This window comes from Spiribacter halobius, assembly GCF_020883455.1.
Classification (GTDB): Bacteria; Pseudomonadota; Gammaproteobacteria; order Nitrococcales; family Nitrococcaceae; genus Sediminicurvatus; species Sediminicurvatus halobius.
In genome coordinates, this window is sequence record NZ_CP086615.1 from 1915695 (window position 1) to 1933138 (window position 17444).

Annotated in this window: 22 protein-coding genes; 9 read left to right on the forward strand and 13 right to left on the reverse strand. The window is 71.9% G+C overall.

All coding sequences use genetic code 11. The features are described from left to right. The first annotated feature begins 95 nt into the window (after positions 1–95). The 3 genes from LMH63_RS08690 to LMH63_RS08700 are packed head-to-tail and all read left to right on the forward strand — an operon-like array spanning position 96 to position 2406. Positions 96–695: a GNAT family N-acetyltransferase gene (locus tag LMH63_RS08690; RefSeq protein WP_109680041.1), complete on the forward strand. Its 600-nt coding sequence runs from the start codon at positions 96–98 to the stop codon at positions 693–695. Continuing rightward, positions 692–1606 carry a carbon-nitrogen hydrolase family protein gene (locus LMH63_RS08695; RefSeq protein WP_158280471.1) on the forward strand — a complete coding sequence of 305 codons (915 nt, stop codon included), beginning with the start codon at positions 692–694 and terminating at the stop codon, positions 1604–1606. Before LMH63_RS08690 ends, LMH63_RS08695 begins: the two co-directional genes overlap by 4 nt. A gap of 14 nt (positions 1607–1620) precedes the next feature. Next, on the forward strand, positions 1621–2406 hold the full coding sequence (locus LMH63_RS08700) for a transglutaminase family protein (protein WP_109680046.1): 786 nt from the start codon (positions 1621–1623) through the stop codon (positions 2404–2406). A 34-nt stretch (positions 2407–2440) separates the two neighbouring features. On the opposite strand, the gene LMH63_RS08705 is transcribed toward LMH63_RS08700, so the two are convergent. Next, positions 2441–2821 carry a DUF6746 family protein gene (locus LMH63_RS08705; protein WP_109680043.1) on the reverse strand — a complete coding sequence of 127 codons (381 nt, stop codon included), beginning with the start codon at positions 2819–2821 and terminating at the stop codon, positions 2441–2443. A 152-nt stretch (positions 2822–2973) separates the two neighbouring features. Here LMH63_RS08705 and LMH63_RS08710 point away from each other — a divergent pair, with 152 nt between their 5' ends. Beyond that, positions 2974–3654, forward strand: a complete 681-nt coding sequence (locus LMH63_RS08710) for a redoxin domain-containing protein (protein WP_229332765.1) — start codon at positions 2974–2976, stop codon at positions 3652–3654. 40 nt (positions 3655–3694) lie between these two features. On the opposite strand, the gene LMH63_RS08715 is transcribed toward LMH63_RS08710, so the two are convergent. Continuing rightward, positions 3695–4864 (reverse strand): NnrS family protein, encoded by a 1170-nt coding sequence (locus LMH63_RS08715; protein ID WP_229332766.1) that lies wholly within the window; start codon positions 4862–4864, stop codon positions 3695–3697. After that, positions 4865–5143 (reverse strand): hypothetical protein, encoded by a 279-nt coding sequence (locus tag LMH63_RS08720; protein ID WP_229332767.1) that lies wholly within the window; start codon positions 5141–5143, stop codon positions 4865–4867. A gap of 119 nt (positions 5144–5262) precedes the next feature. Between LMH63_RS08720 and LMH63_RS08725 the strand changes: the two genes are divergently transcribed. Further along, positions 5263–5580 carry a hypothetical protein gene (locus LMH63_RS08725; protein ID WP_109680410.1) on the forward strand — a complete coding sequence of 106 codons (318 nt, stop codon included), beginning with the start codon at positions 5263–5265 and terminating at the stop codon, positions 5578–5580. 90 nt (positions 5581–5670) lie between these two features. On the opposite strand, the gene LMH63_RS08730 is transcribed toward LMH63_RS08725, so the two are convergent. From LMH63_RS08730 to LMH63_RS08740, 3 genes are all read right to left on the reverse strand, one after another. Next, positions 5671–6822: a cytochrome P450 gene (locus tag LMH63_RS08730; RefSeq protein WP_199225774.1), complete on the reverse strand. Its 1152-nt coding sequence runs from the start codon at positions 6820–6822 to the stop codon at positions 5671–5673. 422 nt (positions 6823–7244) lie between these two features. Next, positions 7245–7853 (reverse strand): hemerythrin domain-containing protein, encoded by a 609-nt coding sequence (locus LMH63_RS08735; protein ID WP_158280502.1) that lies wholly within the window; start codon positions 7851–7853, stop codon positions 7245–7247. Positions 7854–7956: 103 nt separating this feature from the next. Further along, on the reverse strand, positions 7957–8397 hold the full coding sequence (locus LMH63_RS08740) for an RrF2 family transcriptional regulator (protein WP_229332768.1): 441 nt from the start codon (positions 8395–8397) through the stop codon (positions 7957–7959). Positions 8398–8773: 376 nt separating this feature from the next. Here LMH63_RS08740 and LMH63_RS08745 point away from each other — a divergent pair, with 376 nt between their 5' ends. Both LMH63_RS08745 and LMH63_RS08750 read left to right on the forward strand, forming a co-directional pair. Further along, positions 8774–9196 carry a DUF488 domain-containing protein gene (locus tag LMH63_RS08745; RefSeq protein ID WP_229332769.1) on the forward strand — a complete coding sequence of 141 codons (423 nt, stop codon included), beginning with the start codon at positions 8774–8776 and terminating at the stop codon, positions 9194–9196. A gap of 26 nt (positions 9197–9222) precedes the next feature. Continuing rightward, positions 9223–9462, forward strand: coding sequence for a hypothetical protein (locus tag LMH63_RS08750; RefSeq protein ID WP_229332770.1), 240 nt, complete (start codon positions 9223–9225; stop codon positions 9460–9462). A gap of 181 nt (positions 9463–9643) precedes the next feature. Here the strand turns inward: LMH63_RS08750 and LMH63_RS08755 are convergent, their stop codons facing one another. The 4 genes from LMH63_RS08755 to ubiU all read right to left on the reverse strand — a co-directional run bounded on the left by LMH63_RS08755 (position 9644) and on the right by ubiU (position 12549). Continuing rightward, a complete protein-coding gene (locus LMH63_RS08755; protein ID WP_109679224.1) occupies positions 9644–9865 on the reverse strand; it encodes a DUF3565 domain-containing protein in 222 nt (73 codons plus the stop codon). Next, positions 9862–10572 carry a Crp/Fnr family transcriptional regulator gene (locus tag LMH63_RS08760; RefSeq protein ID WP_109679223.1) on the reverse strand — a complete coding sequence of 237 codons (711 nt, stop codon included), beginning with the start codon at positions 10570–10572 and terminating at the stop codon, positions 9862–9864. Before LMH63_RS08760 ends, LMH63_RS08755 begins: the two co-directional genes overlap by 4 nt. Before the next feature lie 71 nt (positions 10573–10643). Beyond that, positions 10644–11546 (reverse strand): ubiquinone anaerobic biosynthesis protein UbiV, encoded by a 903-nt coding sequence (gene ubiV, locus LMH63_RS08765; protein ID WP_109679222.1) that lies wholly within the window; start codon positions 11544–11546, stop codon positions 10644–10646. A gap of 13 nt (positions 11547–11559) precedes the next feature. Next, a complete protein-coding gene (gene ubiU / locus LMH63_RS08770) occupies positions 11560–12549 on the reverse strand; it encodes a ubiquinone anaerobic biosynthesis protein UbiU (protein ID WP_109679221.1) in 990 nt (329 codons plus the stop codon). A gap of 144 nt (positions 12550–12693) precedes the next feature. Here ubiU and ubiT point away from each other — a divergent pair, with 144 nt between their 5' ends. Next, entirely contained in the window at positions 12694–13122 is a 429-nt protein-coding gene (ubiT, locus tag LMH63_RS08775; protein WP_158280402.1) for a ubiquinone anaerobic biosynthesis accessory factor UbiT, read from the forward strand. A 56-nt stretch (positions 13123–13178) separates the two neighbouring features. Then, the gene (locus LMH63_RS08780) at positions 13179–13457 is read left to right on the forward strand and encodes a DUF2249 domain-containing protein (protein WP_158280401.1); all 279 of its coding nucleotides are present in this window, start codon (positions 13179–13181) and stop codon (positions 13455–13457) included. A gap of 60 nt (positions 13458–13517) precedes the next feature. Here LMH63_RS08780 and LMH63_RS08785 read toward each other — a convergent pair whose 3' ends face one another. The 3 genes from LMH63_RS08785 to LMH63_RS08795 are packed head-to-tail and all read right to left on the reverse strand — an operon-like array spanning position 13518 to position 17385. Beyond that, a complete protein-coding gene (locus tag LMH63_RS08785; RefSeq protein WP_199225692.1) occupies positions 13518–15317 on the reverse strand; it encodes an ABC transporter transmembrane domain-containing protein in 1800 nt (599 codons plus the stop codon). An 8-nt stretch (positions 15318–15325) separates the two neighbouring features. Next, positions 15326–16345, reverse strand: a complete 1020-nt coding sequence (locus LMH63_RS08790) for a D-alanine--D-alanine ligase family protein (RefSeq protein ID WP_109679218.1) — start codon at positions 16343–16345, stop codon at positions 15326–15328. Further along, on the reverse strand, positions 16342–17385 hold the full coding sequence (locus LMH63_RS08795; RefSeq protein ID WP_109679217.1) for a type I glyceraldehyde-3-phosphate dehydrogenase: 1044 nt from the start codon (positions 17383–17385) through the stop codon (positions 16342–16344). Before LMH63_RS08795 ends, LMH63_RS08790 begins: the two co-directional genes overlap by 4 nt. Between the last annotated feature and the right edge of the window lie 59 nt (positions 17386–17444).

The window sequence follows — 17444 nt, forward strand, 5'->3', positions numbered from 1 at the left end:
TCGGCCCTCCGCGGGGCGCCCGGCAAGCACCGTACTCGACAGTCCCGGACGGGCGCGTCACCCTGTCGCCCATACTCGGCACGGGACCACGGTTCATGACCCCGGTACGGCTCGAAGCGCACACCGGTGCCTCCCTCGAGGCGCACCTGGACACCCTCGCTGCCCTGCGGATCCGGGTGTTCCGGGATTTCCCCTACCTGTATGCGGGTGACGCCGACTACGAGCGGCGCTATCTGCGTACCTATGCCGAGGCCCAGGGCGCGGTGGTGGTGCTGGCGCTTGCCGGCGATCGGGCGGTGGGGGCGGCCACCGGCATGCCGCTGGCGGAGGAGACGGAGAACCTGCGCGCGCCGTTCCGGTCCGCCGGCTTCGATCCCGCTCAGGTATTCTACTTTGGCGAGTCGGTGCTGGAGCCGGCGTGGCGCGGGCAGGGCATCGGCGTGTCGTTCTTCGACGCCCGCGAGGCCCATGCCCGCGGTCTCGGTGGCTTCCAGTGGACCGCGTTCTGTGCGGTGGAGCGCCCGGCGGATCATCCCCGACGGCCGCCGGGCTACACGCCGCTGGATGGCTTCTGGCGGCGCCGCGGCTACCGCCGGCGCGACGATCTGCGTGCGCGCATGGCCTGGCGGGATCTCGACCACAGCGAGGAGACGGACAAGCCCATGGTGTTCTGGCTGAAGGCCCTGCAGCCGTGAGCGGGCGCTGGCGCATCGCGGCGGCCCAGTACGACATCCGCCGCCCCGCGGATTGGGATGGCTACGTCCGGCGCATCGGTGACTGGGTGACCGAGGCGGCCGACGCCGATGCGAGCCTGCTGGTCTTCCCCGAGTACGGGGGGCTGGAGCTGGCCGGCCTGGATGAGCGGGAGGCGCTGACAGCGGCGGACGGCTTCGCCGTGGTGCACGAGCACCTGGCGGCGTTCAAGGCGCTGTTCCACGACCTCGCCCGCGGACATGGACTGCATATCCTCGCCCCCAGCGTGCCGGTGCGGGCCCGCGGCGGGCGCTACCGCAACCGCGCCATGCTCTTCGGCCCCCACGGCCGGCTCGGCTGGCAGGACAAGCTGCGCCTCACCCGCTTCGAGACAAGCCTTGACCTCCTCGAGCCGGGCGAAGGGCTGACCCGCTTCGCCACCGCGCTCGGCGGCCTCGGCATCATCACCTGCTATGACAGCGAGTTTCCGGACGTCGCCCGTGCCCTGGTGCGCGCGGGGGCGGACACGCTGCTCGCGCCAAGCTGCACGGAGAGCGTCACGGGCTTCAACCGCGTGCGCATCGGCTGCCGCGCCCGGGCGCTGGAAAACCAGTGCTATACGGTGCAGGCCTCGCTGGTGGGCCAGGCGCCGTGGATGCCCGTGATCGACGTCAACCACGGCGCCGCCGGGGTGTTCGGGCCGCCGGAGCCCGGCCTGCCTGGAGACGGCCTGCTGGCGAGCGGACGCGAGGACGAGCCGGGCTGGGTCTATGCGGACCTGGACACCACCGTGCTGGCGGAGATTCGCCGGCATGGCGAGGTCGGTCTGCACGAGGAGTGGACCTGCGCCGAACCCGGCCTGCCTGACGTGCGCCAGCGCGGCGGCCGCGCCACGCCAGGAGGTGGCGGGTGAGCGGTGACGACAGCCTGTGGCTCACGACCCACTGCCGGATCGATTTCCAGGTCGGCCTGCCGACGCCGTTCATCTTCATGCTGAGGCCCGGCAGCGATGATCGCCAGTGGGTGGCCGAGGACGCGCTGAGTGTGGAGCCGGCGGTCCCCGTCACCGAATACCGGGACACCTTCGGCAACCGCTGTCAGCGTCTTGTCGCCGACCCGGGGCCCTTCAGCATCGATGCCCGGGCCCGCGTGCGGACCGCCGCGAGCGCGGCGACGGCCCCGGGCGCACCGTTCGTGCCGGTTCCGGATCTGCCGGCCTCGCTGCTGGGTTACCTCATCGCCAGCCGCTACTGCGAGGCCGACCGCCTCGGCGACCGCGCCCGGCATCTGGTGGCGAACGAGTGGCCCGGCTACGACCAGGTGCGCCGCATCAACGACTGGATCCGCGCCGAGATCGCCTACCGGCCGGGGACCAGTAACGTCCCGGTGTCGGCGCTGGAGACGCTGGCGCGGGGGCAGGGGGTATGCCGGGATCTGGCCCATCTCGGGGTCGCCCTCTGCCGGGCGCTGACAATCCCGGCGCGGCTCGTGGTGGGCTATCTGCACGGGCTCGAGCCGATGGACATGCATGCCTGGTTCGAGGCCTGGGTAGGGGGGCGCTGGTACGCCTTCGATCCGACGCAGGCCGAACCCCGGGGCGGGCGGGTCGCCATCGCCTACGGTCACGACGCCGGAGACGTCGCGCTGTTCACGCAGTTCGGGCCTTCTCTGGCGCCCACGGCCATGACCGTAAGCGTGGAGCGCTGCGACTGAGAGCTGCCGGCGGCGGTGCGCCGGCAGCTGCGGCTCACTCGTCCTGGCCGGCGAGCATGCGGGCCTTGCGCAGGTACCGGGGGCCGTGCTCGCGCAGCGTCTCCCGGTCCAGGCGCTCGGAGGCGAGGTGCACCTCCTCGAGGTTCACCGCCATGCCCTCCACCTCGGTGTTGAACCGGGCAAGGGCGTTCTCCAGCGTGTAGGTGAGCTGGTGGATGGCGTCGAGATCGTCGGGGGTGAGCTCATCCTTTTCCATGATGGCGCTCAGCCGGTCGTTGTACTCGGCCAGGTTGGTCAGCGCCTCCTCCAGGGTGCGCGAGGGCTGGGCCTCGTAGTGATCGACCTCGTCGGCGACAGCCGCACCGGAGGCAGCGAGCAGGCCGGCGAGCGCGAGCGCAGACAGCAGGTGGCGCATCGGGAATCCCTCCTGTAACTGTAATGCACCTGATTCGCATATCGAATCTAGCAGCCGAAGCGGCCACGGGCAACACCGGCACGGGTGTTGCAATGAATATGCAGAAGATATACTTCTTACGCGTATGTCAGCGGCCCGGCGGGAGGGCGGCCATGGCACTGAGACTGGGCGTGATGGCGCTGCGTATCGGCGACGAGGCGCCCGACTTCACCGCTGAGACCACCGTGGGCGAGCTGGCCTTTCACGACTGGCTGGGACACCACTGGGGCATGCTGTTCTCGCACCCGGGGGATTTCACGCCCGTCTGCACCACCGAGCTGGCGGCTGTCGCGCGCCTGGCACCGGAGTTCGAACGTCGTCGCACCCGGGTGATTTCGCTCTCGGCGGATGCCCTGGCAAGCCACCACCAGTGGTCGCGCGAGATCGCCGCGAGCGAGGGTATCGCACCCAACTTCCCGATGATCTCCGACCCTGAGCTCGAGATCGCCCGCGCCTACGACATGCTGCCCGCCGCCGACATCAGCGCGCCCGGCTGCGGTCCGGCCCTGGACCGCGTCGCCGGGCGCTCGGTGGTCATCGTCACGCCGGGACACCGGGTGGCCGCCATGCTCTCCTATCCGCTCGCCTGCGGGCGCAACTTCCACGAGGTCCTGCGCCTGCTGGACGCACTCCAGCTCACGGACCGGCATCCGGTGGCGACACCGGCCGACTGGGTGCCGGGCGAGCCCGTGCTCGCCAGTCCGGTACCGGCGCCGGGCACACGGGGGTTGAATCGCCCTGGGGAGCGCGCGGTGAGCAAGCCCTATGTGCGCCGCATCCGCCAGCCGTTGTGAGCCCGGCTCCCCGGCGCCCCCTCCGAACTGCACGGCGCGATCAGGGACGTCCCGGCGCCCGTCTTCGGGCCTCCCCGCTGGCGCGGGCCGCGCGCCTCCGACCGTGGGGAACGCGCAGGAAAAGTCCGAGCAGCACCAGGTAGGCCAGCGCCCAGAGGGCCGCGGCCGCGAGTAGCGCCGGCTCGCTGCCGGGCTGCAGCAGCCGCAGCGCCGCTGCGCCCGCGAGCAGCAGCGTGCCGATGACCGGTTCGGGTGCCGCCGCGGGATCGGCGCCGGCCTTGACGAGCCAGATGCGCGCCATCACCGATACGGTGAGCGTGCCCATGGCGCCGACGGTGATCGCGTGCACGGCCTCGCCGCGGCCAGGTACCCCGAGCAGGGCGCTCGCGCCCCAGAGCAGCAGGCCGACAGCGAGCCACGCGTAGCCGGCGCCGAGGCAGAGCAGGTCCGGGCGGTGGCGACTCCACCACAGACGCCAGCGGGCGAGGCGCACAGCCGCGACCGCGCCCGCGAGCACCAGCGCGGTGCCGCCCGCGACCCTCGCGCCAGGTATCAGCATGGCCACCAGGGCGATGGCCATGAGCAGCAGCAGGGCAGCCTCCAGACGCGGCTGCACGCGCGCCTCCAGGTGATGCCCGGCCTGCCGGGCGGCACCGGCCGCGGCCGGCGCGATGATGCGTCCCGCCATGAAAAGCATGAGCACCGCGAATAGCAGCACGCCGGCATGCACGGCCGCATAGCGCGCCGGTATGCCAAGGCTGGCTCCGGCGGCGTGGAAGGCCGTTGCGGCCAGGCTGATGGCGATCAGGATGGGGGCGAAGGTCTGGTTGCGGAGCTTCTTCGCCGCGCTCAGGAACCGTGGCGCGGCCACCGCGGCGACGAGCAGCGCGAAGCCGCTGCCGGCGAGAGCGGCAACGGGCCCCGCGGGAGCCACCAGGGTGGCGGTGCGCGCCAGCAGCCAGAAGCCGAGCAGCAGCGCGAGCACAGCCGGCCGCTCGCGGCTCAGCAGGAATCCGGCCGCCACCAGGAGGCCGAAGCCGAAGAGCAGCTCCTGGGCGTGCCCCCACGGCGTCGCCAGAGGGGGCAGGGGCGCCATGCCGTGCAGGGCCAGTACGGAGACCGGCAGCGCAATGGCCCCATAGGCCGCGGCGACCGGAAAGAACACCGGGTAGGCCGGGTGCCGCCGCGAGCCGCCTGTCAGCTTGCCCATTCAGTCATGCCCGCCCCGGCGCGCCGGCGGCGGCGATCCGGACCCGTTTTCCGGCCCGGGATTCAGGTAGTGTCTGAGGTAGCAGTAGGAGCCGATCAGGCGCAGGCGATACACTGGCTCGGCGGCCGGGGCCGAGCGGTTGAGCACTGCCCGGCGGTAGATCCCGCGGGTGCGCCGCGCGAACGCCTGCGCCTCCCCAGGACTGCGCGTGCGCTCGAGAAAGCGGACACGCTCGGCCTCTAGCTCCTGACTCCTCGCGAGTTCCTGCCTAATGTCCATCGGACCTCTCCTGGGCTGGCTTCCGGTCGGGTGGCAGTAGGCGCGGTAACTAGTAAACTGAGTACTAATATATGACGCCCGATCACTGCGCTGGGCGCGGACGCCTGGAGGAATCCATCATGGATCGCAGCTTTCCCCGGATCATTCCCGAAACTGCCCCGCTTGCCCGGGTCTTCTGGCTGTATGGGGTCATTCCGAGCAACGTGCTCTGGATCGTGTTGCTGGCCATGCTCTGGGCCGGCTCGTCGGCGGCGCTCATCGCGGCCCTGGGCGCGGTCCTGCTGGTCTACACCGGCTGGATCGTCGTGGCCGTCTGGGCTGCGGCGGACAACGTGCAGAAGGAGCTCTACGGGGTGCTGGCGCGCTGGCTGACAGTGGCCTGGGCCTTGAATACGGTCCTTTTCCTCGGGTTCCTGCTGGTGGACCTCGGCGCCTGAAGAGCGGCCGGGAGCGACCGGGCGCCTGCGTCCGCAGTCCACAGCGGCAGTGCCGGGAAGTGCCGCGTCTCCCGGCGCCGACGGGTGGCGTCATTCCAGCCGCAGGGGGACGAACGCGAAGCCGCTGGCCGGATAGGCAGCAGGCTGGGGCGTCGCCTGCGGTTGCGGCGCCAGCCCGGCGACGTCCAGCAGCGCCCGCACCGCGATCTGGAGCTCGAGCCGCGCCAGCGGCGCGCCGGGACAGACGTGCAGGCCCTCGCCCCAGAGCAGGTTGCGGGACTGATCCCGCTCCGGGCGGTAGGCTAGGGGGTCGCTGAAGGCCGCCGGATCCCGGTTGGCGGGCACCCAGAGCAGCGTCACGCGATCCCCGGCGGCGACCGGCTGGCCGGCGATGGTCGTGTCCCGGGTGACGCGGCGGCGATTGGCGAGCAGCGGCCCGTGCAGGCGCAGGATCTCCTCGATGGCGTCGGGGACTGCGGCCGGGTCTGCGCGCAGGCGTTCCTGCTCCGCCGGGTGTCCGGCAAGGAAGGCGCCGATGATGCCGAGGGAGGCCGCCAGGGTGCCGACCTCCCCCATGGTCCAGTTGCGCAGGATGCTGACGATCTCCGCGTCCGTGAGCCGCCGTCCGTCCACCTGCTCATGGAGGAGCCGTGTCGTGCGGTCCGGCGGTGCGTCGTCCCCAAGGGCGCGGCGCTCGTCGAGCAGTGCCACCACCAGGGCATCCAGCTCGGCGGCGATCTCGGCCAGGGCCTGGCGGTCCTGCTCCCGGGTAGCCGCCTCGTTGCGCCGCGCCCATTCCGCAAGCCGCGCCTCCACCGAGCGCGGCCAGCCGAGGAAGGCGCACTGGGCGCGGACTGCGAAGGGTTCGCAGAAGTCACTGACGAGGTCCACATCCCCCGCGCCGCGTGCAGCCTCGGCCAGCTCGCGGGCGATGCCGTCGAGCTCGGGCTCCAGTCCGGCCACCTCGGCGGGCTCGAAGTAGCGCTCGACGAGGCGCCGGAAGGGCGTGTGCTGGGGTGGATCCATGCCGTTCGGCACCGACAGGTGCCGCGAGACCGAGTTGCTGAAGGTCTCCGGGTCTTGCAGCACCGCGCGGATGCCGGCGTTGTCCGTCAGGGTCCAACCGAGCAGCCCGCTCCATGCCATGGGGCAGCGCGCGCGCAGTCCGTCGTAGGCGGCGAGTGGATCGCGGATCACGTCATCGCTGCGTGGGTCCCAGTCCTGCGGGCATTGTGGGGTCACGATGGGCGCCTCCGAGGCCATGGTGCGTTGTATCCAAAGCAGTATAGTGATTGCTTGTTCTGTGAGGCGTACGGTACAGATGCCACGGCGACGCGTCATGGCGTGAGGCGCCAAGGTGTTGTGACCGGCGGGCAGCGGGGGGGAGCGCAAGTGCGCTGGGTTCCCGGTGCGCGGGCGCGGGGCGCCAGCCCGTCGTATCGGCGGGGCTGGCGCCCGGGGCTCGGGTGAACGGTCGCTAGCCCGGATATCTCACCGATTCACGGCTGCGGGCGCGGATCTGGCGGGCAGGCCCGCGTTGCGCTCGGCCCGGGTGCTCGACGTACTGTCGAGTACGCCTGCGCGCCCGAGCTCTCCCGCGCCTTGTCCTGCCCGCCATCTCCACGCCCTCGCTGCGCGAATCGGTGAGATATCCGGGCTAGTCGTCAGTGGCCGTCGCAGACGGGGCAGCGTTGCGCGGCGTCGACCCCGACTGGCCAGAGGCCGCCGGCCTCGTGCACGATCCGCCGTCGTAGCACAGCGTACTCGGACCGCTCCGGGTTCACCTCGGTGAGGCCGCAGTGCCAGTGGCAGGCGGTCACCAGCTCGAGCCAGTCGCGCGTACGGAGATGCTGCTCGAGTGCGGGGAACACCGCCGTCTCCTCGCGGGCAATGAGCGCCTGATAGCCGTGGACGTAGCGCAGCCCGAGCCGGGTCAGGCGCTGTCGCGGGACCATCAGTCCGTCGAGCACCTCGCTCACCATGCGTTGCAGCTTGCGCCCGGCGGTGACGACGCGCCCGCGTTCCCGGTTGAGTGCCGCGGCGGCGTTGGCGAGATGCGGCGCCCGCTCGCCGAGTCGCTCGAGCAGCCGGGCCTCCAGCGGGTGGTGATGGCGCTCGGGCTCGTCACCGAGGTAGTCCAGCAGCTCCGCCATGACCTCGAAGTCCGGCGAGCCGCCGTCGTGGGTGCTGAGGAGCTGGCGCTCGAGGATGGTGAGGAGCCCGTGCAGCTCGCGGTGCTCCTCGCGCAGCCCGTCAAGGGTGTTGTGCGGCATGGTGGGGCCTCCCATTCATCACATAAGTAGTATAGCAAATAAATGTTAAATGTCGCAGGCCATGAGGCGGGTTGCGGATGGGTGCGAGGCAAGGGCAGGGGGCTCAGGCGAAGCTGATCGTCTTCAGCTGGTCGGCAAGCTGCCGCCGGGGTGCGATGAGATCGGCCAGGGTGTAGCGGTCAAGCACCTCGAGAAAGGCGCGCAGGGCCTCGTCGAGGGCGCCGCGCAGCACGCACACCGGGGCCAGGCAGCAGGTGTTGTCGCTGCCGAAGCACTCCACCAGCTCGAGGCTCGTCTCCGTGCGCCGCACCAGCTCGCCGACATTGATCTCCTCCGGTGCCCGCCGCAGCCGGATGCCGCCGCGCTTGCCGCGCACCGTTTCGATGTAGCCGATGCGCCCGAGATCGAAGACCACCTTCATGACATGGTTGCGCGAAATGCCGTAGGCCTCGGCGATCTCGCTGATGGTCGCGAGCCCCTCGCCGCGCACCCCCAGGTACATCAGCACGCGCAGGGAGTAGTCGCTGTAGCGCGTGAGCTTCATGGGAACCGGTTCCTCGCAGTCGGCCGCAGCGGGGTGGAGCGTTTCTCGCCCCGCAACTGAGCCCTTTAATGGTTCATTCAGGATAATGGTTAGACGCGTCGCTAGCGACCACCGGGTTGCTCCCTCGCAAGGGAAGAAAGGGTTATGCGTTATACGTATCCGGCCCGTAGGTGAGTCATGCGGGTCACGCGGTATGCGGCTGCCCATGCGCTCGCCAGAGAGGGCGCGGTGCGTGGCCCGCGAGAAGTACCAGTCGCAGCCCGCCTGAGCCCGACCCCTGGGTGACCCGGATCGGCGTCGCGCCTTTATCGCAGTACCATGGGGCAGTCCGGAATGCTCCGGTGCCGCCAGGTCCGAGGCAGTGGGAGACGCGGCCATGTCCGCAGATATCTTGCTCAAGCGCGTGCGTGACCCGGTGGAGGAGGGTGACGGTACGCGTGTGCTTGTGGACCGGGTCTGGCCGCGCGGCGTGCGCAAGGCCGATGCCGCGGTGGACCGCTGGCTGAAGGAGGTCGCGCCCTCCACCGAGCTGCGCAAGTGGTTCGGCCACGACCCGGAGCGCTGGGCGGAGTTCCGCCGGCGCTACCGACGGGAGCTCGCCGACGTGCCGGAGGCGCTGCGCGAGCTCATGGCCTTGTGTCGCCGCGGGCCGGTGACGCTGCTGTTCGGCGCCCGCGACCGCGAGCACAACCAGGCGGTGGTGCTGCGCGAGGTGCTGCGCGAGGAGCTCGCGGCCGAGGACGAGCCCCGGGAGCCGGCGTCGCCGGTCTGCTACGCGGACCAGTTTCCGCAGCGATGAGCCGGCCGGAGCGGCTGGGAGGTGCCATGCGAACTCTGACCGATGACCGGGGCCGGCGCTGGAGCGTGGACGTGACCTTCGGTTCCTACGGCACCCATGTGCTGATCTTCGCCCTGCAGGGCGGGAGCGAGGTGCGCAAGACCGCCCTGGGTGCCGACTCGCAGATCGAGGCGGCGCAGACCCTGGAGGGGATGAGTGATGAAACCCTTGCCGAGGAGCTCGCCGCCTCGGTGCCGCTGGACGATGCGTCGCCATTCGGGATCTAAAGGGCTTGCAGGAGCGCCGCCATGACCACCCCTGCCGCAAGACTCGCGGGCGAGCGCCGCGCAGTCGCTACGCGTTCCCTCACTTGGCGGTATGCCCGCTGAGGTCATCCCGCCGATGCTGGCCTGGAAGCCACCCGTCGCTCATGTCTCCGTTGCTGACGCCCGTGGCCCGGCTCAAGGCTCAACGACCCTCGAGGCAGTCCCGGCAGGGCAGGGTGTGGCCTAGCATGCGCCGCCGGCCGGTGGCGGTGACCACCCAGGGGCGCTGGAACCAGGGCGGGCGGTGGCGCACGTGCTGGGTGTGGCCACAGGCCAGGTCGGCGACCCAGTCGCCCTCCTCGTCCCGGTGGAAGCCGACGATGGGCTGGGGGACGCCGGGGCGAGCGTGCGGCCCGGTGCTCATGATTCGGCGGGCCGCTCGGCCACGTGCGCCAGCGCGTCAGGGTCGCGGATCTCCACGCGCCGCCCGCGCCGACGCAGGATCCCGCGGGTCTCCAGCGTCGACAGGGCACGGCTTGCCGTGGCGAGGGTCATGTCCATGTGTGCGGCGAGACTGCGGCGGGACATTGGGAGCACGAGATGCGAGCCGGTGCGCAGGCGCCGGCGCAGGTCCAGCAGCACGGACGCCATGCGCTGCAGCGCGGAGCCGTGGCGCGCCCGCTGCAGGCCGGCAAGCACACCCTCCGAATCCTGGAGCAGCAGGCGCATCAGCGCCAGCGCCGTCCGCCGCTCGCCGGCGAGCAGCCGGGCCACCTCGCCCCGGGGCAGCATGCAGAGATGGCTCGGCTGCAACGCCACCCAGGAGGCGGCGCCGGGCCCCTCGGCCAGGCTCAGCGCTTCCCCCGGCAGCCGGTAGCCGGTGACGTCGACTTCGCCCTCCGGCATCACCCACTGGTGCTCCAGGGCGCCGGAGCGCACGGCGCAGGCGGTGGGGCCCGGCATGCCGGGCAGGGTCGCGCCGGCAGGCAACGACAGCCGCTTCAGCCCGCCGGTTGCGGCGAGCCGCAGCCGCGGTGCGAAGCAGAGCTTGTAGAGTCCGCACTCCTCGCAGGGGATGTTCGCGGCGCCGCCCCGGCTGGCGATGGATGGAGCGGTGCGCGGCTGGGTCATGCGTCGGTGCTCCACGGTCGAGTTCGGCCGGGTGAGGCTGTGCGTCGGGCGCATGCCAAGTTAACCAGTAATCACAATGCAGCTTCAAGCTCGGCCGCCCCGGCCTGGCCATGCCAGTAGCCGTTGCAGGTCCCGACGGGGGCCAGCGGGGCGAGTGCCGCGGTGGTGGCCCCTGGGTCGGCACCGTGACGCAGGGCGTCGAAGCCCGCGACGACCTGCTCCGTCCCCTCCGCCTGGGGGACGATGCGGAGCGCGCGTGCGCCGGCGGCGACCACGGCGGGATACTCGGCGGCCAGGCTCTGGGTGAGGGCGGACTCGGTGTGGATGCCGTTGATGTTGAGGAAGGGCCGTCCGTCCCGGGTGCGGGTGAGCCGGCCATCCGGGTCCCGTTGGCAGACGAAGCCGCACCGGTCCCGGGAGCGGTTCTCCGCCCGGGCCGTGAAGCAGCGGGCCGACCAGGCGAGCGGCAGCCGGCCCCAGACGAGGACCTCCAGGGTCATTGCCGGCTCGGCAGCGGCGAGCGCGGCGGCGTCGTCCCGCCCTAGCTCCGCGGCCAGGAGCCAGCGCTCCGCCCCGGCGGCACGCAGGCGGGCGAGGCTGCGCGGGTTGTAGACGTTGAGCGGACCCCCGGCGACGAACGGCCGGCCGAGCCGGGCGAGGACGTTGACCGCGGCCATGTCGTTCGCCTCTACGGTGAACCGCGTCTCCCGGCAGAGCTGGCGCAGAGCGCCGAGCTCCGAGCCCGCCTCCAGCAGGGTCAGCGTGGAGATGACCACGCGCTTGCCGGCGGCTTCGAGCCGCTGGCCGATGGCCGCCCAGTCCGCGGGGCGCAGCTCCCGGCGCTTGGGGCAGACGGTCTCGCCCAGGTACACGGTATCCACGGGCCAGTCGCGGACGGCCGCGTAGAAGGCGAAGACGCGCTCCCGCGGCCAGAAGTAGGGAATGGGGGCGAGGGTCAGCTCGGGGATGCTCATGGCGGGCTCCGTGTCAGCCCCAGGGGCGGTGATAGGCGCCGAGGGTGACCTGGCTGCCCTCGGCCAGCTCGCCGAGCCGGCGCTGCCAGGCGTCGGTCGGCGCCGGACTGCCGCTGCCGCAGGCGTCGATGGCCGCGCGCAGCAAGGCCGTGGCCTCCGCCACGTAGGCCGGGCTGCGCTGGCGGCCCTCCACCTTGATCGCCGCCACCCCCGCGCGCTGCAGGTCGGCAAGGATGTCGACGCTGCTGAGGCTGGTGGGCTCCTCGAAGGCGTGGTACGCGTTGCCGCCGACGAGGAAGCGGCCCTTGCAGAGCGTGGGATAGCCGGCCCGCTCGCCGGGTGCAAAGCGGTCGATGAGATGGCCGTTGAGCCGCGCCTCCAGGCCCCCGGCCTGCTGCTCCCAGCGCACGTGGGCTGCCGGCGAGCAGGCACCGTAGGTGTTGGGGGACTGGCCAGTGGCGTAGCTGGACAGCAGGCAGCGCCCTTCCACCATGATGCAGAGGCTGCCGAAGCCGAACACCTCCACCGGCACCGGCGCGCTCGCGGCCACCTGCGCCACCTGCTGCAGCGAGAGCACGCGGGGCAGCACCGCGCGCCGGATGCCGAAGCTGCGGTGGTGGAAGTCGAGGGCCTCGGCGTTGGTGGCCGAGGCCTGCACCGACAGATGCAGCCGCAGCCCGGGATGGCGCTCGGTGGCATAGTCCAGCACGCCGAGATCGGCGGCGATGAGGGCGTCGACGCCGAGACCCGCGGCGCGGTCCACCGCCGCCCGCCAGCGCGGCCAGCCGGCCGTGCCCGGATAGGTATTGATGGCGAGGTAGACCTTGCAGCCGCGGGCCCGGGCGTGCTCGATGCCGCGCTCGAGCTCGCGCTCGCCGAAGTTGAGGCCGGCGAAGTGGCGGGCGTTGGTGGCGTCGCGAAAGCCCGTGTACACCGCATTGGCACCCGCCTCCACGGCGGCCCGCAGAGCCGGCAGGCTGCCGGCGGGGCAGACCAGTTCCATGCAGCGTTCCTCCCGATGTCCCGTCAGCGATGCAGGCTGCCAGAGCGCTTCGGCAGTGGTTTGCGCTGCGACAAACGCGGGTCCGGAGGCCTGACCTAGGCTGCCGCCGGGTCACCACTGATGTCTGGCCCGAAGGAGGTGCCCATGACACCGATTGCGCGCCCGGCCGCCGTGCCGTCTCTGCCTGCTCTGGATGCCCTGCTGCGCCTCCCGGCCGAGGCCGCGCTGAACCACGCCCTTGCCGCCAGCCTGAGCGATGGGCGGCTGGGCTTCCTGGAAGGGAGGGTGCTGGTGCTCGAGGTGCAGGGAATCGGCCTGCGCCTGGCGCTGACGGTGCTGCGCGGCCGGCTGCTCGTGCTCCCGCCCGCCACCGCGGCGGACACCGTGATTCGCGGCCCTGCGGCGATCTTCGTCGGGCTTGCCCGGCGCCGCCTCGACCCGGATACGGCCTTCTTCCAGCGCCGGCTGGTGGTGGAGGGGGACACGGAGCTGGCGCTGGCGGCCAAGAATGCCCTCGACGGGATCGACGCCGAGGCGCTGCCGCCGCTGCTGCGCCGTGCGCTCCGGCTCTGATGCAAGCGGCCCGCATGGCACACTGTGCGGCAGCGCCTGCTGCGAGCCGTCCGCCGATGCCCGAGATCCCGCCCGATTCATCCTCAGCACGCCGCCACTACCCCGGCGGCACCATCGACCTGCGCCTGTTCGACCCGCGGGAGCGTCTGGGGCTGCTGCACATGACCCTGGAGGCCCTGCGGCCGGGCGAGGATCTGCTGGTGGTCTTCGGCGAGGCGCCGGCGCGGCTGCCGGCCCATCTCGAGGCCCGCTACCCGGGGCGCTTCCAGTGGCTGCCAGTGGCGGAGGGTCCGCCGGTGTGGGAGGTCTGCATCCGGCCGCTGGGGGAGCCCTAGCCCGCCATTTCCACGCCCTCGCCTCTGGAATCGGTGAGACAGGTGGGCCAGCCCGAACGATCAGGCGTTGCCCAGCCGCTCGTTCGCCGCCGGTTGCCGCGGCTCGCGCAGCTGCAGGGCTGCCAGCCGCGCGTAGAGCGGATCCCGCTCGAGCAGCCGGTGGTGGCTGTCCACCGCGCGCAGGCGGCCCTGCTCGAGTACGGCGATGCGGTCCGCCGCGGTCACCGTGGCCAGCCGGTGGGCGATGACGATGCTGGTGCGTCCCGCCATCAGCCGCTCCAGCGCGTGCTGCACCTGGCGCTCGCTCTCGGCGTCGAGGCTGCTGGTGGCTTCGTCGAGCAGCAGCAGGGCCGGGTCGCGCAGGATCGCGCGGGCGATGGCGATGCGCTGGCGTTGTCCCCCGGAGAGCTGAATCCCGCCCGGGCCGAGCCAGGTATCGAAGCCCTCGGGCAGGGCCTCAACGAATTCGGTGCAGTGGGCCGCGGCCGCGCGAATGGCGCCGTCGTCGGCATCCGGGCGGCCGAAGCGGATATTGTCCGCGGCGCTGCCGGTGAACAGCAGCGGCTCCTGTGCGACGAGGGCGATCCGCGCCCGCAAGGCCGCCGGGTCCGCGGCGCGCAGGTCGACGCCGTCGAAGCGGATGGCGCCGGCCTGGGGGTCGTGGAAGCGCAGCAGCAGGGCGAAAAGCGTGCTCTTGCCGGCGCCGGACGGGCCCACCAGGGCCAGGCGCTCGCCGGGGCGGATCTCGAGACTGATGCCGTCCAGCGCCGGCGTGCGCGGCCGGCTCGGGTAGGCGAAGCGCACGCCGTCGATGCTCACTGCGCCGCGGGGCGGTGTCGGCAGTGGTTTGGGCTGCGGCGGGGCGGCGATGGCGGGCTGGGCGTCCAGCAGCTCGAACAGCCGCTCGGCAGCACCGGCGGCCCGCATGACCTCACCGGCCACCTCCGAGATCACCCCCACCGAGCCGGCGGCGAGCACGGCATAGAACACGAACGCCGAGAGCTCCCCGGCGCTCATGCGCCCGGCCAGCACGTCATGCCCGCCCTGCCAGAGAATCACCCCGACGGCGGTAAAGGCGAGGCTGAGGGCGACGCCGTTGAGCCAGGCTCGCTGACGGATGCGCGCCCCGGCGGTGGCGAAGGCCTGCTCCACCAGGCTGTCGAAGCGTCGCCGGTCCTCCGCTTCGTGGCCGAAGGCCTGCACGGTGGCGATGCCGCTCAGGGTCTCGCCGGCGTAGCTGCCGAGCTCGGCGATGCGGTCCTGGCTCAGGCGCGAGAGCCGGCGCACGCGGCGGCCGAAGATCAGCATCGGCAGCAGTACCAGCGGCAGCCCGAGCAGCACCAGCGCGGTGAGCCGGGGGCTCGTCACCACCAGCATCACCAGCGTGCCGGCGAGCAGCAGGACGTTGCGCACCGCCATGGAAAAGGTGGAGCCGAGCACCGTCTGCAGCAGGGCGGTGTCGGTGGTCACCCGGGACTGGATCTCGCCGACGCCGTTGCGCTCGTAGAAGTCCGGCTCGAGGCTCAGGAGGTGCGATAACACCGCATGCCGCAGGTCCGCCGCCACCCGCTCGCCGATCCAGGTCACGAGATAGAACCGCAGCGCCGAGGCGACCGCCATCACCGCGATCACCCCGAGGGTCAGCGCCAGCGCCCGGTCCAGCATTCCCGGCTGCCCGGCCATGAAGCCCTCGTCCACCACCAGTCGCAGCCCCTGGCCAAGGACGAGCACGCTGCCGGCCGCGACCACCAGTGCCAGGGCCGCCGCGGCGGCACGCCAGACGTAGGGCCGCAGGAAGCCGATCAGCCGGGTCAGCGCACCCAGATTCCGGCTCGCGGGACGGCGGGGGAGGTCGCGCAAGGCGGCGCTCAGAGCCCGTGCCGGGCGCGGGCGGCGTCGACGATTCGCTGGAGCAGTCCGGCGTAGTCCCAGCCTGCCCAGCCGGCCATCATCGCGAGCTTGCCGTCCCAGCTCCAGGTCGGGTTGAAGTTGGCGTCGAGCAGCCGCGGCACGCCGTCGGCGCCGGCGCGGAAGTCGATGCGGGCGTAGTCGCGGAAGCCGAGCCGGCCGAACAGCCACGCGGCCTGGTCCACCATCTGCGCCCGCACCGCCTCCGGCAGCTCCGCCTCACGGAAGCGCAGGGCCTGCCAGTAGGGGGACTCCGGGTCCACCTTGGAGCCGTAGGAGAGGATCGGCGGCAGATCGGCGGGCAGCCGGCTGTAGTCCACCTCCAGGATGGGCAGCACCTCCAGGCCCTGGGCCGCATTGCCGACGAGGCCAACGGTGTATTCGGGGCCGGTCAGGAAGTCCTGGATGAGGGCCCGGTCATGGGCCGGGTTGCTGGCGAGCTGGCGCAGCCAGGCATCCGCCGAGGCGGCGTCGTGGACGACGCAGTCCGGCGTCACGCCCTGGCTGCCGCAGCCGTCGTTCGGCTTGATCAGCGCCGGGTAGAGCTCCGGCAGCGGCAGCGGGTCCGACTGCAGGTCCACCAGAGTCTCGTTCGGCACCGGCACCCCCTGGGCCACGGCAAGATGCCGCACCAGTGCCTTGTCCGCGCAGATGCCCATGCACGCCGGGCCACTCCCGGTATAGGGGACATCCAGCAGCTCCAGCAGCGCCGGGACGTTCGGCTCCAGGGCGAGGCGGTTGCGATAGCCCGTGTCGCAGAAGTTGACTGCGAGCTGCGGCGGCTCGGCGCGCAGCTGGTCGATCAGCCGGTCGTGGTCGTCCAGCAGGCGCACCCGCAGGCCGGGCAGCCCGGCGAGGGCGTCCCGCGCGCGGCCGACGGCCTCCTGCTCGTCCTCGCCGAAGCGGCCGTCAACGCCGTACTCGTAGGGCAGGTGGGGGTCGCCGGCGAGCAGCGCTACATCCAGGGTCGCGTCGGTCATGGGTAGCCTCCTGCGCGGTCCAGGCGGGCGATGTCGCCGGCGATGTCGAGCATGCGGTGGGCGAAGCCCCATTCGTTGTCGAACCAGCAGATGAGCTTCACCAGCCGCCCCGCGGCGACGCGGGTCTGGGTCGCATCCAGTATCCCGGAGCGCGGGTCGTGGTTGAAATCCATCGAGGCCACCGCGTCGTCCACGACCCCGAACAGCCCCGAAAGGGGGCCGTCCGCGGCCTCGCGGAACGCAGCATTCACCGTCTCGGCGTCGGTGTCCTGCGCCAGGGTCACGGCGAGATCCATGGCGGAGACGTTGATCGTCGGCACGCGCATGTGCAGGCACTCGAAGCGCCCGGCGAGATGGGGCATGAGGCGCTCCACGCCGCGGGCCAGGGCGGTATCCACCGGTACCATGGACTGCAGGGCCGAGCGGGTCAGGCGGGGACTGCCGGACTGCAGCGAGTCGATCACCGGCTGGTCGTTCATGGCCGAGTGCAGCGTCGTCGCCACCCCGTGCTCGACGCCGAACGCCTGGTCCAGGGTCGCGATCAGCGGAATCAGGCAGTTGGTGGTGCAGGAGGCCGCGGAGACGATGCGGTGGCCGCGGCGCAGATCGGCCTGGTTGTAGCCGCGCACCAGGGTGACGTCCACATCGCTGCTGGCAGGCTGGGAGAACAGCAGGCGGCGGGCGCCGGCGGTGAGATGGGCCTCGGCGGTGGCGCGGTCACGAAAGCTGCCGGAGCACTCCAGTACCAGGTCCACCCCGCACTCGGCCCAGGGCAGCCGTGCGGGGTCGGTCTCGTGACTCAGGCGGATCCACCGCCCGTCGATCTCCAGCGCGCCGTCAGCCAGCGCGACCTCTCCGGGGAACCGGCCATGGGTGGTGTCGTGACGGGTGAGATGGGCCATGGCGGCGGCGTCGGCCGGGTCGTTGATGGCCACCACTTCCATGCCGGTCGCATCGCCGCGCTCGGCAAGCGCGCGCAGCAGGCAGCGGCCGATGCGGCCGTAACCGTTGATGGCGAGGCGATAGGGGCGATCGGCCACCGGCGTGCCCTCCGAACAGGTGTGCTTCCTGAACGCTAGGATCGCATGCCAGGCGAAGC

Coding starts and splice junctions, on each gene's coding strand:
- LMH63_RS08690 (WP_109680041.1), top strand. CDS start 96: ATGACCCCGGTACGGCTCGAAGCGCACACCGGTGCCTCCCTCGAGGCG.
- LMH63_RS08705 (WP_109680043.1), bottom strand. CDS start 2,821: ATGCGCCACCTGCTGTCTGCGCTCGCGCTCGCCGGCCTGCTCGCTGCC.
- LMH63_RS08710 (WP_229332765.1), top strand. CDS start 2,974: ATGGCACTGAGACTGGGCGTGATGGCGCTGCGTATCGGCGACGAGGCG.
- LMH63_RS08715 (WP_229332766.1), bottom strand. CDS start 4,864: ATGGGCAAGCTGACAGGCGGCTCGCGGCGGCACCCGGCCTACCCGGTG.
- LMH63_RS08720 (WP_229332767.1), bottom strand. CDS start 5,143: ATGGACATTAGGCAGGAACTCGCGAGGAGTCAGGAGCTAGAGGCCGAG.
- LMH63_RS08725 (WP_109680410.1), top strand. CDS start 5,263: ATGGATCGCAGCTTTCCCCGGATCATTCCCGAAACTGCCCCGCTTGCC.
- LMH63_RS08735 (WP_158280502.1), bottom strand. CDS start 7,853: ATGCCGCACAACACCCTTGACGGGCTGCGCGAGGAGCACCGCGAGCTG.
- LMH63_RS08740 (WP_229332768.1), bottom strand. CDS start 8,397: ATGAAGCTCACGCGCTACAGCGACTACTCCCTGCGCGTGCTGATGTAC.
- LMH63_RS08745 (WP_229332769.1), top strand. CDS start 8,774: ATGTCCGCAGATATCTTGCTCAAGCGCGTGCGTGACCCGGTGGAGGAG.
- LMH63_RS08750 (WP_229332770.1), top strand. CDS start 9,223: ATGCGAACTCTGACCGATGACCGGGGCCGGCGCTGGAGCGTGGACGTG.
- LMH63_RS08755 (WP_109679224.1), bottom strand. CDS start 9,865: ATGAGCACCGGGCCGCACGCTCGCCCCGGCGTCCCCCAGCCCATCGTC.
- LMH63_RS08760 (WP_109679223.1), bottom strand. CDS start 10,572: ATGACCCAGCCGCGCACCGCTCCATCCATCGCCAGCCGGGGCGGCGCC.
- ubiV (WP_109679222.1), bottom strand. CDS start 11,546: ATGAGCATCCCCGAGCTGACCCTCGCCCCCATTCCCTACTTCTGGCCG.
- ubiU (WP_109679221.1), bottom strand. CDS start 12,549: ATGGAACTGGTCTGCCCCGCCGGCAGCCTGCCGGCTCTGCGGGCCGCC.
- ubiT (WP_158280402.1), top strand. CDS start 12,694: ATGACACCGATTGCGCGCCCGGCCGCCGTGCCGTCTCTGCCTGCTCTG.
- LMH63_RS08780 (WP_158280401.1), top strand. CDS start 13,179: ATGCCCGAGATCCCGCCCGATTCATCCTCAGCACGCCGCCACTACCCC.
- LMH63_RS08790 (WP_109679218.1), bottom strand. CDS start 16,345: ATGACCGACGCGACCCTGGATGTAGCGCTGCTCGCCGGCGACCCCCAC.